10 protein-coding genes and 2 tRNA genes are annotated in these 13,106 nt (G+C 67.7%); 3 read left to right on the forward strand and 9 right to left on the reverse strand.

Annotated elements, in window-relative coordinates:
• From murA to leuC, 3 genes are all read right to left on the reverse strand, one after another.
• Complete coding sequence (gene murA / locus FB478_RS05195; RefSeq protein WP_026265620.1) at positions 1 to 1,326, reverse strand: UDP-N-acetylglucosamine 1-carboxyvinyltransferase; 1,326 nt, start codon at positions 1,324 to 1,326, stop codon at positions 1 to 3.
• Between the two features lie 159 nt (positions 1,327 to 1,485).
• Entirely contained in the window at positions 1,486 to 2,088 is a 603-nt protein-coding gene (leuD, locus tag FB478_RS05200; protein ID WP_018768318.1) for a 3-isopropylmalate dehydratase small subunit, read from the reverse strand.
• 10 nt (positions 2,089 to 2,098) lie between these two features.
• Positions 2,099 to 3,553 carry a 3-isopropylmalate dehydratase large subunit gene (gene leuC / locus FB478_RS05205; RefSeq protein WP_026265621.1) on the reverse strand — a complete coding sequence of 485 codons (1,455 nt, stop codon included), beginning with the start codon at positions 3,551 to 3,553 and terminating at the stop codon, positions 2,099 to 2,101.
• A gap of 113 nt (positions 3,554 to 3,666) precedes the next feature.
• Between leuC and FB478_RS05210 the strand changes: the two genes are divergently transcribed.
• Together FB478_RS05210 and FB478_RS05215 are read left to right on the forward strand one after the other, a co-directional pair.
• A complete protein-coding gene (locus FB478_RS05210; protein WP_009356552.1) occupies positions 3,667 to 4,386 on the forward strand; it encodes an IclR family transcriptional regulator in 720 nt (239 codons plus the stop codon).
• A 44-nt stretch (positions 4,387 to 4,430) separates the two neighbouring features.
• Positions 4,431 to 4,976 (forward strand): DUF1697 domain-containing protein, encoded by a 546-nt coding sequence (locus FB478_RS05215; protein ID WP_056387902.1) that lies wholly within the window; start codon positions 4,431 to 4,433, stop codon positions 4,974 to 4,976.
• A gap of 23 nt (positions 4,977 to 4,999) precedes the next feature.
• Here FB478_RS05215 and FB478_RS05220 read toward each other — a convergent pair whose 3' ends face one another.
• From FB478_RS05220 to FB478_RS05235, 4 genes are all read right to left on the reverse strand, one after another.
• Positions 5,000 to 6,616 (reverse strand): GTPase, encoded by a 1,617-nt coding sequence (locus FB478_RS05220; RefSeq protein WP_144599843.1) that lies wholly within the window; start codon positions 6,614 to 6,616, stop codon positions 5,000 to 5,002.
• Positions 6,613 to 8,379 (reverse strand): dynamin family protein, encoded by a 1,767-nt coding sequence (locus FB478_RS05225; RefSeq protein ID WP_018768322.1) that lies wholly within the window; start codon positions 8,377 to 8,379, stop codon positions 6,613 to 6,615. Before FB478_RS05225 ends, FB478_RS05220 begins: the two co-directional genes overlap by 4 nt.
• A 180-nt stretch (positions 8,380 to 8,559) precedes the next feature.
• Positions 8,560 to 8,635: transfer RNA gene (locus FB478_RS05230), tRNA-Glu, on the reverse strand.
• A gap of 129 nt (positions 8,636 to 8,764) precedes the next feature.
• Positions 8,765 to 8,836 (reverse strand) — tRNA-Gln (locus FB478_RS05235).
• Positions 8,837 to 9,138: 302 nt separating this feature from the next.
• Here FB478_RS05235 and FB478_RS05240 point away from each other — a divergent pair.
• Positions 9,139 to 10,743 (forward strand): hypothetical protein, encoded by a 1,605-nt coding sequence (locus FB478_RS05240; RefSeq protein WP_395858337.1) that lies wholly within the window; start codon positions 9,139 to 9,141, stop codon positions 10,741 to 10,743.
• Between the two features lie 89 nt (positions 10,744 to 10,832).
• Here FB478_RS05240 and FB478_RS05245 read toward each other — a convergent pair whose 3' ends face one another.
• Together FB478_RS05245 and gltX are read right to left on the reverse strand one after the other, a co-directional pair.
• Entirely contained in the window at positions 10,833 to 11,573 is a 741-nt protein-coding gene (locus FB478_RS05245; protein ID WP_056387906.1) for an HAD family hydrolase, read from the reverse strand.
• Positions 11,573 to 13,087, reverse strand: a complete 1,515-nt coding sequence (gltX, locus tag FB478_RS05250; RefSeq protein ID WP_018768325.1) for a glutamate--tRNA ligase — start codon at positions 13,085 to 13,087, stop codon at positions 11,573 to 11,575. The genes FB478_RS05245 and gltX overlap by 1 nt, the downstream gene beginning before the upstream one ends.
• Positions 13,088 to 13,106 lie beyond the last annotated feature (19 nt).

Genomic DNA, 13,106 nt, shown 5'->3' on the forward strand with positions numbered 1-13,106 from the left:
CTACTTCGTGGTGGTGATGTCGAAGTCGGCCCCAAGGCCGGCGAGCTTTTCCGTGAACCGCTCGTAGCCCCGGTTGATGATGTCGATGCCGGTGACCCGGGACGTTCCGGTGGCGGCCAGGGCGGCAATCAGGTGGCTGAACCCGCCGCGCAGGTCGGGGACATCAATGTCGGTTCCCTTGAGCTGGGTGGGTCCGGAAATCACCGCGGAGTGCAGGAAGTTGCGCTGGCCGAACCGGCACGGGACACTGCCCAGGCATTCCCGGTGCACCTGGATGCTGGCGCCCATGCGGATCAGGGCGTCGGTGAAGCCAAAACGGTTCTCATACACCGTCTCGTGCACGATCGATACGCCCTCGGCCTGGGTCAGCGCAACCACCAGGGGCTGCTGCCAGTCCGTCATGAAGCCGGGGTGGACATCCGTTTCAAGGACCAGCGGGTTCAGCTTTCCGCCCTTGTGGTAGAACCGGATGCCGTCCTCGCCGATGTCCATTCCGCCGCCCACCTTGCGGTAGGTGTTCAGGAACGTCATCATGTCGCGCTGGGATGCGCCTTCAACGAAGATGTCGCCGCGGGTCACCAGTGCGGCCGAAGCCCAGGACGCCGATTCGTTGCGGTCCGAGAGGGCACGGTGGTTGTAGCCGCCGAGGTCACGGACACCCTCGATGCGGATGGTCCGGTCCGTCTGCACGCTGATGATGGCGCCCATCTTCTGCAGCACGGCGATAAGGTCGATGATTTCCGGCTCGGTGGCGGCGCCGGACAGCTCCGTGATGCCTTCCGCGCGGGTGGCGCTCAGCAGGACCTGCTCGGTGGCGCCCACGGACGGGTACGGCAGCGAGATCTTGGCGCCGTGCAGGCCCTTGGGTGCAGAGATGTGGATGCCACCGGGGCGCTTCTCCACGACGGCACCGAACTGGCGCAGGACATCCAGGTGGTAGTCGATGGGACGGTCGCCGATCTTGCAGCCGCCCAGGTCGGGAATGAAGGCTTCGCCAATGGCATGGATCAGCGGTCCGCACAGCAGGATGGGGATGCGGGAGTCACCGGCATGGGCATCGATCGCGGTGCTCGGCGCCGTCTTTGCGGCCTTGGGATCGAGGGTGAGGTCACCGTTGACCGGGTCCTTCTCCACGGTCACCCCATGCAGCTGCAGCAGGGAGGTGACCACCTCCACGTCCTTGATCTCCGGCACGTTCCGCAACACCGAGGGTTCGTTGCCCAGCAACGCCGCCACCATTGCCTTGGGGACAAGATTCTTTGCCCCACGGACGCTGACGCGGCCTGTAAGCGGGACACCGCCGCGGATTGTCAGAACACTACTCATATACCGGTTTCCTCACGATCACTAGCCCCCAAAACCTTGCAAAGGCTCCAACCAAGCATAGGAGGTCGCGTTACCGAACCGAAATAAGGGGGTACCGGCGGCGGGGCGTGGCGCGGCCTTCGCCCGCTGCGCCACGCCGCCGGGATGGTGGCCCCGGGGCTAGGAAAGCTTCGCCGGCAGGGTCTTGGGCTTGAACGCCTGGCGGGTCGCCTCGTAGGCGGTGATGTCGGCTTCGTGCTGGAGGGTCAGCCCGATGTCGTCGAGGCCTTCCAGGAGCCGCCAGCGGGTGTAGTCGTCGATGTCGAACGGCGCCACGATGTTGCCGCAGACGACGGTCTTGGACTCGAGGTCCACGGTGACCTGGGTTCCCGGGGCGTTTTCGAGTTCCTTCCAGATGAGCTCGATGTCGTCCTGCGCAACCTGCGCGGCCAGAAGTCCCTGCTTGCCCGAGTTGCCGCGGAAGATGTCGGCGAACCGGGAGGACAGGACGGCTTTGAAACCGTAGTCCTTCAGCGCCCAGACCGCGTGTTCACGGGAGGAACCGGTGCCGAAATCGGGGCCTGCCACCAGGACCGATCCCGCGTTGTAGGGCTCCTGGTTCAGGATGAAGGAGGGGTCCTTGCGCCAGGCGGAGAAGAGCGCGTCCTCGAAGCCGGTCCGGGTGATCCGCTTGAGGTAGACCGCGGGGATGATCTGGTCGGTGTCGACGTTGCTCTGGCGCAGCGGGACGCCGATACCGGTGTGCTTGGTGAACTTTTCCATTTGTGCTGTCCTAGGCTGCGTCGATGCGGATGGCGGCGGGTTCGGGAGCCGGGTCAAGGTCCGATGGAGAGCTGAGCGTGCCCCGTACTGCCGTGGCTGCGGCCACCACCGGGGAGACCAGGTGGGTGCGGCCACCCTTGCCCTGCCGGCCTTCGAAGTTTCGGTTGGAGGTTGAGGCGCAACGCTCCCCCACCTCCAGCTGGTCCGGGTTCATGCCCAGGCACATGGAGCAGCCGGCAAAGCGCCACTCGGCACCGAAGTCCTTGAAGACCTTGTCCAGGCCCTCGGCCTCGGCTTCCAGCCGGACGCGGGCAGAGCCGGGGACCACCAGCATCCGGATGTTCGGATCCTTTTGCCGGCCGCGGATGATGTCGGCAGCGGCACGCAGGTCCTCCATCCGGGAGTTGGTGCAGGAGCCCAGGAAGACGGTGTCCACGCGGATGTCCTTCATGGGCGTGCCGGCTTCGAGTCCCATGTACTGCAGGGCGCGCTCGGCAGCGGCCTTGGCGTTTTCGTCACCGAAGTCCCCGGGTGACGGAACGGACTCGGACAGGGACACGCCCTGGCCGGGGTTGGTGCCCCAGGTGACGAACGGCTCCAGGGTGTTGGCGTCCAGGTCAACCTGCACGTCGAAGGTGGCGTCGTCGTCGGTACGCAGCGTATTCCAGTACTCCACGGCGGCGTCCCAGTCCTCGCCTTCCGGCGCGTGGGGGCGGCCCTTCATGTACTCGTAGGTGGTTTCGTCCGGGGCCACCATGCCGGCGCGGGCGCCGGCTTCGATGGACATGTTGCAGATGGTCATGCGCGCTTCCATGGACAGGGCGCGGATCGCCGACCCGCGGTATTCCAGGACGTAGCCCTGGCCGCCGCCGGTGCCGATCTTGGCGATCACGGCGAGGATGATGTCCTTGGCGGTGACGCCGGGACGCAGTGTGCCCTCGACGTTGATGGCCATGGTCTTGAACGGCTTCAGGGACAGGGTCTGGGTGGCCATGACGTGCTCCACCTCGGAGGTGCCGATGCCCATGGCCAGCGCACCGAAAGCGCCGTGGGTGGATGTATGCGAGTCGCCGCAGACCACCGTCATGCCGGGCTGGGTGAGGCCCAGCTGCGGGCCCACCACGTGCACGATGCCCTGCTCGGCATCGCCCAGGCTGTGCAGCCGGACGCCGAACTCCGCGCAGTTGTTGCGCAGGGTCTGGATCTGGGTGCGGCTGGTCAGGTCGGCAATCGGTTTGTCGATGTCCAGCGTGGGGGTGTTGTGGTCCTCGGTGGCAATGGTCAGGTCCGGCCGGCGCAGCTTGCGGCCGGCCAGCCGCAGGCCTTCGAACGCCTGCGGGGACGTGACTTCGTGGACCAGGTGAAGGTCGATGTACAGAAGGTCCGGCTGGGCGTTGGCACCATCGCCGTCACCTTTGCGCACCACATGTGCGTCCCAGACTTTCTCGGCCAATGTCTTTGCCATGGCCATCTCCCTTCACTGCTGTTTGGCTGATTGATCCAACTGAATCAGGACGGCTCCGCGCTGCGCCAGCCGAAAGATTTGCATCTCAGATATTGAGACGGCAATATCATTACATGGACAATTCTAGTGGAGTCGGTGTCATTGATAAAGCGGCCCAGGTGCTCGATGCCCTTGAGGCCGGCCCCACCACGCTGGCGCAGCTGGTAGCCGCCACCGGCCTGGCCCGGCCCACTGTCCACCGCCTCGCTTTGGCGCTGGTGCACCACCGGCTGGTCAGCCGAGACATCCAGGGCCGGTTCGTGCTCGGCAGCAGGCTTGTGGAGCTTGCCTCCGCCGCCGGGGAAGACCGCCTGATCGCCTCGGCCGGGCCCGTACTCATGCAACTGCGCGATGCCACCGGCGAAAGCGCCCAGATCTTCCGCAGGCAGGGTGACTGGCGCGTATGCGTCGCCTCCGCGGAGCGCCCCATCGGCCTGCGCGACACCATTCCCGTGGGCACGCAGTTGTCCATGAAGGCCGGCTCTGCCGCGCAGGTCCTGCTCGCCTGGGAGGATCACGACAGGCTCCTCGAGGGCCTGCAGTCGGCCCGTTTCACGCCGACCGTCCTGGCAGGAGTACGACGCCGGGGCTGGGGACAGAGCCTTGGCGAGCGTGAGCCGGGGGTCGCCTCCGTTTCGGCACCGGTGAGGGGTCCGTCCGGCAGGGTGATTGCCGCCGTCTCCATTTCCGGTCCAATTGAGCGGCTGACCCGCCAGCCCGGCCGCCTGCACGCCGAAGTTGTCTGCAATGCCGGGCGCATCCTCACCGAGGCCCTCCGCAAGAACAACGACTAGGCTCCTGCCGGCCCCACCGGGGCTCCGGCCGCTAGGCTGTGCCCATGGGCAGCTATGCGGTGTTCCTCCGCGGCATCAACGTGGGCGGGATCAATATCAAGATGGCGGACCTGCGGGACGCGCTGAAATCCTGCGGCTTCACGGACGCAAAGACCCTGCTGGCCAGCGGAAACGTGGTGCTCAGCAGCACCCTGGACGCGGCAGCGGTCAAACAGGAATGCGAAAAGTGCCTCCGGGCCGCCTTTGGCTATGAAGCGTGGGTTGTGGTCCTGGACGCCGGGCGGGTGGCCCAACTGGTGGATGGCTGCCCCTACCCGGACGACGACAGGTCCACCCACACCTATATCACCCTGTCCTCGGACACCGCCGTCCTTGACGAACTGGAGGCGGCCGGGTCAGCCCTTGAAAGCCAGGACCAGCAGCGGCTGGGGCCCGAAGCGCTTGCCTGGCTGGCCCCGGCGGGAGGGACACTGGACAGCCCCTTCAGCAAGATCAGCGCGAAAACGAAGTTCAAGGCCGCAACCACCACCCGCAACCTGCGCACCCTCATCAAGGTCCGGGACGCCGCGGCCGCCCTGGCGGGCGGCTAGGTCATTATGGGCCGGTAGCAGCCCTACGGCCCCATGGCCTTCTTCAGCGCCTTGTTGAAGGCTGCCAGCCTGGCAATCTCCTCCTCCACGGGCGCCACCACCAGCTCCTGCGCCGCCGCTGCCACGGCGCTGTTCAGCCGCCGTCGTGCCCTTGCAGCCCGCGCCCGGGCAGCACCGGACGCAATGAAACGGCCGGTGACCGCCAAAAATATCCCCAGCACCAGGCCGAAGGCGATCATCAGGGTGGGTACCGGCCAGCCTTCCGCGCGTGGAACTTCGGGCACCGGCAGCTGCAGGTAGGCCAGTCCGGCCAGGACGCCAAGCCAGCCCAGGCCGCCCAGCACCGTCAGCAGCGCCAGCCACTGAACCACGTTGAAGGCACCCCACCACCACGCCTTGCGGTTGGCCCCGATGTCGGTCCCGGCGATGGCCTGGTCCAGGGCGTCGGGCAGCCGGTCCCGGCCGGCCCTGGCCCTCCCCCTAATCGCTGCCCGCCAGGGTCCCGGAGCCCCCTCGCTGGCCGCGTCCGCAAATTCCCTGACGGCAGCGTCCGTCCGGGCCCGCTCCGGCGCGCCGGCGGCCGGCAGGGAGGTCCGGTTCAGCCCGGCAGGTGAATCCCTGCGGAGATTGAGGCGGCGCAGCGGGTCCGGGCGGAACCTGGAGAGCCAGCGGGTGACGGGCCAGCCGGTGCGCCGGACGGACTCCAGCCGGTAGGACTGGCCGACGGCCCGCACCACGGCAGGCACGTTCGCTGCCACAGCCAGTTCGCCCGCGAGCCGGGACCTGGCGGCCGGCCGGACCCCTGCGGCGTCGCCGTCCCCGGAAGCCTGCCGCAGGTCCTGCCCGGCCTTAGTGATATCCGCCTCCAGCCGCCGGGACTGGGCCTGGCGCTGGACGGCCACCTTCCGGATCGCCGCCCGCACTTCCCCGATCCCCGCCCCCGTCACCGCCGATGAAGGGAGGACCCGCACCTGTCCCAGCCCTTCACCTGCAAGGATTGCGTGCAGCGAGTCGAGCACGGGCTGCACATCGTGTTCCGGGAGCCGGTCCACCTGGTTCAGGACCACAAGCGTGACGGCCCCGTGCGAAGCGTGCGGCGCCAGGAACCCATGGTGGACGGCAGCGTCGGCATACTTCTGCGGGTCCAGCACCCACACCAGGACGTCCACCATCCCCACCATCCGCTGCACGATCTCGCGGTTGGCTGCATGGGTGGAGTCGAAGTCAGGCAGATCGAGCAGGATCAGCCCCGTCTGTTCGTCGGCGAAGCCGTCCACCGGCGCGGCGTGATGCCGGTTTCCCACTTCCAGCCAGTCGAGGAGGGCTTCGCTGCCTGCCGCTCCCCAAACACCTGCCAGTGGTTCCGATGTCGTCGGACGGCGGGCCGCCGCCGTCGCGATCTCCGCGCCGCTGACCGCGTTGAAGAGGGAGGACTTGCCGCTTCCGGTGGCCCCGAAAAATCCCACCACGGTGTGGTCGCCGGACAAGGAACGGCGGGAACTTGCGCGCTCCAGGACGTCGAACACGTCCTGCAGCGCCTGGTCCGGCAGGACCCCCTCCCCCAGCTCCCGGGCGTCCTGGAGCGCCTGGAGCCGGGCGTCCAGTTTGGAGGACGCGTGTGCCCCGCTGTGGCGGCTCACGCGCTCTCCGCCAGCCGGGCCAGTTCCCCGGCCTGCGCAGCAAGGCGTTGTGCGAGGGCGGGATTGCCTTCCGGCAGCCGCTGCAGGAACTTCTCCTGCTCGTCTGCCAGCAGGCGCCGGCACCGCGTGGCCAGATCTTCACGGGCTTTATCAGCCATGCGGCGCACGGCGTCCTCGCCGAACACCGCTTCCAGCAGGCGCTGGCCCACGACGGCGGTTCCGCCCGCCACGCCGATCTCCAGTCCGGTCAGGCCCGCAGTCATCGAAAACACCACGATCATCAGCGCGGCGCCGAGGCCGTTGATGCCAAAGGACAGCCACCGGGCCTGCGTCCGCCGTCCCTGGCCTTCCGTCCGGATCAGCTCCATCAGGGCTTCCTGCCACGCCCGGATTTCCGCTGCTGCCCGTTCGGCGAACCCGGGCGCCGTCCCCGACAGGTCGTCCGGACCCAGCAGCTGCCGCCCCGCGGGGTCTGAGCGCCACCGCTGGTCGGTGTCCTCCGCTGCGTTGGCTGCCTCGTCCACAATGACGGCCTGAAGCCCGGTTTCGATGGCCGCCTCAACCCCGACGGCCGGTGCCGGTTCACCGCGGAAGAAGGCCCCCAGCCTGTCCCGGAACCGCCCCACATTCTGCTCAAGGGCGCGGAAGAATTCACCGGTGCCCACAAAATCCTGCCACCGGGCCAGCACTTCGCCCCGGAGGAGTGCACCGTCGCGGGTGGCATCAAGGATCCGCTTGGCGGCATCCGCGTAAGCCGCCACGGCGTCGGCCTCAAGTCGCGAGGCGGCCAGCTCCTGCTCACGGACGGCGCCGGCGATATCCGGAATCCGATGGGCCAGGGCGCGGACGGTTCCATTCAGGGTCCGCCGTGCGACGGCGGCCCGGCCGGCAGCATCGGCGGCCAGGGCACCAAGCCAGTCCCGCAGCTCATTGACAGCGCCGGGAGGCAGCATGCCGTGCGGATCAAGGACCGTCTCGGCGATGATGAACAGCCGGCTCCCACCGAGCCCCTCCCGGTCGAGCAGGCCGCGGAGGTCCTCGCTTACCTCCGCCTGCGCGCCCGGCGGCACCCGGTCCAGCACCACTGCCACAGTAATGTCCCGCGCCGCCGCGTCCAGGAGGAGCTTCCAGGGAACGGCGTCCGCGTACCGGTTGGCTGTGGTGACAAACACCCACAAGTCCGCGGCGGCCAGCAGTTGCCCGGCCAGCAGGCGGTTTTGGTCGGAAATGGAGTCAACGTCCGGGGCGTCAAGGAGTGCGATGCCGGCCGGAACCGCCGGATCGGCCAGCAGCACCAGCGAAGCGGCGTCGCGCGGCTCCGGCATGGCGCCCGCGGCGGCCGGACTGCCGGCGAGGGTACCGCGGATCCGGCTTAGCCCGGGCAGGACCCGCTGCCCTTCAAACCATGTTCCCTCCGCGGGGTTGTGCAGCAGGATGGGCTGGCGGGTAGTGGGGCGGATGGCCCCGGCCCGCGTGACGGGATGCCCCACGAGCCCGTTCACCAGGGTGGATTTGCCGGCACCGGTGGAACCGCCGACGACGGCAAGCAAGGGGGCGTCCAGGCTCCGGTACCGCGGAAGGATGTAGTCGTCCAGCTGCGCCCTTGCGGCCGACGTTTCGCGGCGTGCCTGGTCCGCGCCCGGCAGCGCGAGCGGCAGCAGCACATCGTCCAGGCCGCTGCGGATCTCCTCCAGCAGGGTCACTGCCGCCATGGCGTGCGGCACCGGCGGGATGGGGCGGCCGTGCTCGTCATGGGAGGTCACAGCTACATCATGCCAGTTGAGTAGGGGGCGCGAAGTTCCACCGCGTGTCGTCCCCAGCAGGGAATTCCCCCGCAGCAGGACGATTTTCTTCGAAACGACAGGCGGTCTCGTCCGGCTGGAGGGGAACCGGCCTGATGCTCATAAAAAATGGCCCCGGGCTAATGCCCGGGACCATTTCGATGGTGACCCCAGCGGGATTCGAACCCGCGTTACCGCCGTGAGAGGGCGGCGTACTAGGCCGCTATACGATGGGGCCAGAGTACTTCCGGCAGCGTTTCCGCCGCTCAAGCTCAGTGAGTATTTCACACACTTTGCCGTGGTTTCAAATCGGCGAACCGAGTGGAAACCTACTGAATTCCAGCTGAAGCCAGCTTTCAAATCAGAGCTGGGATACCAGGACTCGAACCTAGAATGACGGTACCAGAAACCGTAGTGTTGCCAATTACACCATATCCCAATGGCACTTTCGGGCCGGTTTTCAGGGCTTTTTCCCTGCTCCGTGCGCCTCAGCACGAGAAATTACTTTACCCGAGACTTTCGGCTCGCACAAATCGGGATCGACGAAGTCGCCGGCAGCCGCATGGACTTCTCCATGCGGGCCCTTGCCCACGCTCCCGCCGTATGGTTACCCTCGAGTAAGTTACCCATCAGTAACAACTTCCCGTCCCGCTATCCGGGCACCCCCACGAGGAAACAGGATGGCCCTCCCACCAACGGTTTCGACCACCGGGCAGCGTCGCCCGGTGGCCCAGTTAGGAAGTGTCAGCGTTGACAACCCGCACAGAATCCATCGCAACAGCCAAGCCCAAAACCCGGTCCCAATCCATCGCCATCACCGCACTGTCCCTGCTGCTGGCTCTTTTCCTTGCGGTTTATACCTTCCTCACGGGCCAGATCGCCAACGGTGCCGCGCAGCTGATGGACGGAGCAGAGCAGGCTGCCGCGGGGGCCAACCAACTCAAAGACGGTTCGGGCCAGCTGGCAGCAGGAGCAGGGGCCGCGAACAAAGGCGCGGCGCAGGTGAAGGACGGCTCGGACAAGGTCAGGGACGGCAGCAGCGAATTGAATGCCGGCGCCGCGGCCCTGCAGTCGGGGGCCGGCCGGATCTTCTCCGGAGTCCGCGACCAGCTGGCACCAGGGGTGGACAAGCTGCACGCCGGTACCACCAAGCTGCAGAATGATGTGCTGAACAAGCTGGTACCGGGTGTCTACCAGGTGGACGACGGCGCACGGAAGCTTCAGTCCGGCGCCGTCGCTCTTTCCGCTGCGCTGACCCCAACGGCGTCCGGAAACGCACCCAACAACCTTGCTGACGGCGCGGGCCGGATCGCTGCAGGCACGGGCCAGCTCGCCGCAGGTGCCGGCGATCTTGATGCCGGCGCCACCAAGCTGCGCAGCGGGACCGCAGCGCTGAAGGACGGCACCGGCCAGCTGGCAGCCGGAGCAAACCGGCTCAAGGGTTACCCGGGTGCCGGCAACGACCCCGCACAGGGCGACGGGCTCGCCGCACTCAGCCAGGGACTGGACCAGCTCGAAGCGGCAGCGAACGGACCGCAGGGCCTGGTACCCCTTGCAGTGATCAAGGACCAGATAGCCAAGCTGGCCGACGGCGGCCGGAGGGCCTATGCCGGGGCGGTACAGCTTGACGCCGGCGCAGCAAAGGTCAACGGCGGGGCCGGGGCCCTGGACGACGGCGCCGGGCAGCTGAAGACCGGAACGGGCAGGCTGGCCACGGGAGCCGGCGAGTTGAACGACGGCGCCGGACGGTTGAAGGCGGGCTTTGCCACCCTGGCGGAAAAGCTCAATGCGACGGATCCGCAGAACCCGGGCGTGGTGCTGGGCACGTCGATGCTGGCCGAGGGGACGGCGAAGATCCGGGTGGGGATGGACGGTGTGCCGGGCGACCCCGACCGTCCCGGCCTGATCTACGCCGCCAACAACCTCCAGGACGGCACCACCCGGCTCAGCGCGGGCATCAACGGCGGCGGCGACCCGGCGAACCCGGGCCTGCTGGCGGGAACGGAAGCCCTCTCCGACGGAACCGTCAAGCTCAGCAGTGGGACGGGCCAACTGGAATCGGGGTCCGCACGGCTCGCCGAAGGATCCGGTCAGCTGGCCGATGGCAACGGCCGGCTGGACGACGGTTCCGGCAAACTGGCGGAAGGCGCCGGCAAGCTGGCGGACGGCAACGCGAAAATCGCTGCCGGCACGCAGGAGCTGCACACGAAAGTGGCGGCAGTGTCGCCGTCGTCCTGGCTGGACAACCCGGGCATCGCCCTGCTGCTGATCGCGCTGCTCGTGGCCGCCGCCGTCGCGGCCTACCTGCTCCTGCGCCGCCGTGCCGCGGGCCTGCGGGCCCCCTGACAGCTGACGCAGACAGGCCGGGACCGCGGCCCTGCAAAAAAGGGGGCCGCGGTCCCGGCCTGCAACGCCTATGTGGCCGGCTGGTCCGGTTAGGCCAGCAGTTCCTCCAGGGAAGCAACCATGCTGCCCTCGAAGCCCTCCACAACCTCACCCACGCGGTTCAGCCAGACGCCCAGCAGCCCTGCCGCCGTCGAACCCTCCGCATCCAGCAGCCGGTTATCGCCCACGTACAGCGTTTCGCCCGGGGCAGTGCCCAGCAGCCGGACGCCCTCAAGGTACATGGCCGGATCGGGCTTGGCCACGCCAAGCGTGTCCGTGCCCACCAGGTGCGTGATCCGCTCCAGCCCGGCCCCGTCCAACTTGGCGCGCTGGTAGTCATGGACGTTGTTGCTCACGGCGCCGTAGGGCACTCCCGCATTGTCCAGGACGTCCAGGAGGGGCAGCACATCGGGGAACGGCTTCACGTACGCGGGCTGCTTCTCCATGTAGGCCGCCAGCCACCGGTGCGACTCCTCGCCCTCGCCCAGGTCAACGCCGAAGTGTCCCAGTGCCGCACGCCCGCGGAGCAGGCGTTGTTCGTTGAACGTCAGCTCGCCGGCCAGGTAGCGGTCGTAGAAGTGGGTGGTCTCGTGGGTGAAGATGCGGCCGAACCGCTCCCACCCGGCCTGGTCCAGTCCGGGCAGGAGGTGTTCGCTGACCTCGCGCAGCGCGGTGGTCATCGAATACTCGAGGTCCACCAGGGTGTCGTCAATGTCGAACAGGACGCCCCGGACACGGCCGAAAGGTGTCTCCAGTATGCCGGCTCGGGCCGCTTGGCTGGGAGCGGTCATCAGCCGCGGAAGGCGCGGAGCCGGCGCAGGGAGGACTCCTTGCCCAGGATCACCATGGACTCAAACAGCGGCGGCGACACGCGGCGGCCGGAAACGGCCGTGCGCACCGGGCCGAAGGCAAGCCTCGGCTTGATGCCCATGTCCTCCACCAGGGCCTGCTTGAGTGCGGCCTGGATGTTGTCCGGCGTCCATTCCGCCACCGGTTCCAGCGCGGCGATGGCGGCATCAAGGACCTCGGGAAGGTTGGCGGGAAGGCCTTTGCGTGCGTCGTCGGCGATGTCGATGGCGTCATCGGCCTTGAACAGGAACGCCAGCATGTCCGGGGCTTCGCCCAGGAGCGTGATGCGTTCCTGGATCAGCGGCGCCGCCTCGGTGACGATTTCCTCTTCGCGGTCTGTCAGGATCTCCCCCACCAGGCCTGCCTCGCGCAGGTAGTGCGCAACGCGGTCACGGAACACCTTGGGCTCGAGCATCCGGACGTGGGTGCCGTTGATGGCCTCGGCCTTCTTCAGGTCGAAGCGGGCCGGGTTGGCCAGGACGTCGTGGACGTCAAAGTGCTCCACAAGCTGCTCCACCGTAAAGATGTCCTCGTCCGCGCTGAGGGACCAGCCCAGCAGGGACAGGTAGTTCAGCAGCCCTTCCGGGATGAAGCCCCGCTCCCGATGCAGGAACAGGCTGGACTCGGGGTCGCGCTTGGACAGCTTCTTGTTGCCCTGGCCCATGACGTAGGGAAGGTGGCCGAACTCCGGCATGTACTCGGCGACGCCGATGGCGTACAGCGCCCGGTACAGGGCGATCTGGCGGGGCGTGGAGCTGAGCAGGTCCTCGCCGCGCAGCACATGGGTGATGCCCATCAGAGCGTCGTCCACCGGGTTGACCAGCGTGTAGAGCGGAGCACCGTTGGCCCGCACCACGGCGAAGTCAGGGACGGAACCGGCCTTGAACGTGATATCGCCGCGGACCAGGTCGGTGAACGTGATGTCCTCGTCCGGCATGCGCAGGCGGAGGACAGCCTGCCGGCCCTCCGCCCGGTACTGCGCCAGCTGCTCCTCCGTCAGGTGCCGGTCAAAGCCGTCGTAGCCAAGCTTCGGGTCCCGTCCGGCCGCGCGGTGGCGCGCCTCGATCTCCTCCGGGGTGGAGAAGGACTCGTAGATGAACCCGCCGTCATGCAGCCGCTTGATGACGTCCTGGTAGATGTCGCCGCGCTGGGACTGCCGGTACGGCTCGTGCGGGCCGCCGACCTCAACGCCCTCGTCCCAGTCGATGCCCAGCCACTTCAATGCGTCGAGCAGCTGGTGGTAGCTTTCCTCGCTGTCCCGCGCCGCGTCCGTGTCCTCGATGCGGAAAACCAGCGTGCCCTTGGTGTGGCGCGCGTAGGCCCAGTTGAACAGGGCCGTCCGGATCAGTCCAACGTGCGGGGTACCCGTGGGCGACGGGCAGAAACGGACCCGGACGGGCGTCTCGGCGGTAACGGGCGGAATGGCTGCGGCGGGTGACGAAGAAGCGATAGTCATAGTGGCTTCAACTTTACCC

The sequence above is a fragment of the Arthrobacter sp. AG367 genome (assembly GCF_007828995.1).
GTDB lineage: Bacteria > Actinomycetota > Actinomycetes > Actinomycetales > Micrococcaceae > Arthrobacter.